We start from the raw sequence: 1,769 nt of genomic DNA on the forward strand, positions 1-1,769 counted from the left end.
CAGGGTGCTCACCTGGACGATAGTGAGGAACCCGCCGAGCGGTTTCGAGTACTACAAGCCCTATCCATTAGCTCTGGTTCAGCTTGAGGAAGGGCCGGTCGTTCTGGCCCAGCTGACGGACGTTGACCCGGAGGAAATCTACGAGGGCATGGAGGTTGAAGCCGTAACAAGAAAGGTCAGGGAGTTCGAGGAGGACGGCATAATCCTCTACGCCTACAAGTTCAGGCCCGTTTTGAAGTGATTTCCTTTTCCTTACCCTGCTTTTTAACCTGTTTTGACTTCAGAAAAGAATTGGGCATTGAATGCCCTCAGGCCTTCTCAATCCTCATCCTGTCCCCGCTCTCGAACTCAAGCTCGAGCTTCCCCTTCTCCATCCTGACCTTCACTCCGTCAACGACGGCCTCTATCCTCCCGTCCTTGGCCTCGACGCCGAGCATCTCGGCAACTTCCTCGACGCTCTTCAGCCTTCCGCTCATCGTAGTTTCGAGGGTCTCGCTCCCCTCTATCGTGACCTTCAGCTTTCCCTTTCCTTCCCTTATGAAGCTCTCCTCTTTCATTTCCTTCACCCTCTCCGGATTCGGGGGTCGAACGCAGGGCATGGCGACCACTCCCCACCCCTCGTCCTTCAACCTTTATCACCTTTTCCCCTCTAACCATTCTCACCCAGATGCCGTGCTTTCCAACTTCCCTGAAACCGTACTCCTCGTAAAACCTCTTCGCCCTCTCGTTTTTCTCGCCGACCCAGAGCTCGACTTTCTTTCCCTTCAGGTACTCGAGGCACTTCTCCATGAGCTTCCGTCCTATTCCGTGCCCCTGATACCTCCTGTCCACTGCGAACTCGTGTATGGCTCCAACCGTCTTTCCCTCGTACCTGCTGTACCAGTCGTCGTCGCAGACTATGAAGCCGACTATCTCGTCGCCGATTTTGGCAACGAAAAAGCCGTCTTTAGCTTTGCTCCAGCACCACCGCAGGTAGCGCTTCGCGTAGCTCTCCCCTTCTCCGCCGTACTCGCGCATTCCCTCGTAGGCGTTCATGTAAATCTCTATCAGCCTCTCGAGCGTTTCCTGGTCGAGCTTTTGTAGCTTCTCTATTTTCACTTCCGTCATCATCCATACCCTCATCGTCGGGTTTAAAAAGCCTGACTCCGAGCTTTGAGCGGTAGAGAAGGTGGTAGCTATGAGCAAGGCCAAGCCGCGCTACTGCGAGATTTGTGGTGCGCCCATAAGGGGCCCTGGCCACAGGATAAGGCTCGAAGGCGCCGAGGTCCTCGTCTGCGACCGCTGTTATGAGAAGTACGGCCGAAAGAAGTCCGGCTTCAGCATAATGCCCACCGGAAGGGAGCCGATGAGGAGGCCTGCCCCGGCGCCGAGACCGAAAAGGGAGCCGAAGCCCTACCGCGAGAAGCCGCTCTACACCGAGGAAATCGTCGAGGACTTCGCCGAGAGGGTTTACAAGGCCATACAGCGCTCTGGAAAAAGCTACGAGGAGCTGTCCCACGAGATTGGGCTTTCGGTGAACGATTTGAGGGCCATAGCGCACGGCTACCGCGAGCCAACCATCAAGGAAGCCAAAAAGCTTGAACGCTACTTTAAGATTACGCTCATCGAGCGCGTCGAGGAGGAGGTAGAGGAGAGGAAGACCATCCCGAAGGACTACGAGCCAACCCTCGGCGACATCGCCAACATCAGGATACGGAAGAGGAAGAAGTGAAGTTTAAATTCCTTTAGTTCTATTTACTTTGGTGGTTTCAGTGGGTGAGATAGTTGTG

General features: G+C 54.9%; 3 protein-coding genes and 1 pseudogene. 2 read left to right on the forward strand and 2 right to left on the reverse strand.

Annotated elements, in window-relative coordinates:
• On the forward strand, nt 1-241 hold a 241-nt coding region (locus MVK46_RS06055; protein ID WP_297535743.1), incomplete at its 5' end, for an OB-fold domain-containing protein.
• A gap of 67 nt (nt 242-308) precedes the next feature.
• Here MVK46_RS06055 and MVK46_RS06060 read toward each other — a convergent pair.
• Nucleotides 309-437, reverse strand: coding sequence for a hypothetical protein (locus MVK46_RS06060; RefSeq protein WP_297535744.1), 129 nt, complete (start codon nt 435-437; stop codon nt 309-311).
• 181 nt (nt 438-618) lie between these two features.
• A pseudogene (locus tag MVK46_RS06065) lies at nt 619-1,107 on the reverse strand (GNAT family N-acetyltransferase); the annotation flags it as partial.
• Between the two features lie 70 nt (nt 1,108-1,177).
• Between MVK46_RS06065 and MVK46_RS06070 the strand changes: the two are divergent.
• Complete coding sequence (locus tag MVK46_RS06070) at nt 1,178-1,711, forward strand: multiprotein bridging factor aMBF1 (protein WP_297535745.1); 534 nt, start codon at nt 1,178-1,180, stop codon at nt 1,709-1,711.
• Nucleotides 1,712-1,769: the final 58 nt, after the last annotated feature.

Origin of the sequence: Thermococcus sp., from assembly GCF_027066465.1 — an archaeon.
Classification (GTDB): domain Archaea; phylum Methanobacteriota_B; class Thermococci; order Thermococcales; family Thermococcaceae; genus Thermococcus.

Bases quoted from the DNA above. Each gene is read 5' to 3' on its own strand.
- MVK46_RS06060 (WP_297535744.1), bottom strand. From the start codon at position 437: ATGCTCGGCGTCGAGGCCAAGGACGGGAGGATAGAGGCCGTCGTTGAC.
- MVK46_RS06070 (WP_297535745.1), top strand. From the start codon at position 1,178: ATGAGCAAGGCCAAGCCGCGCTACTGCGAGATTTGTGGTGCGCCCATA.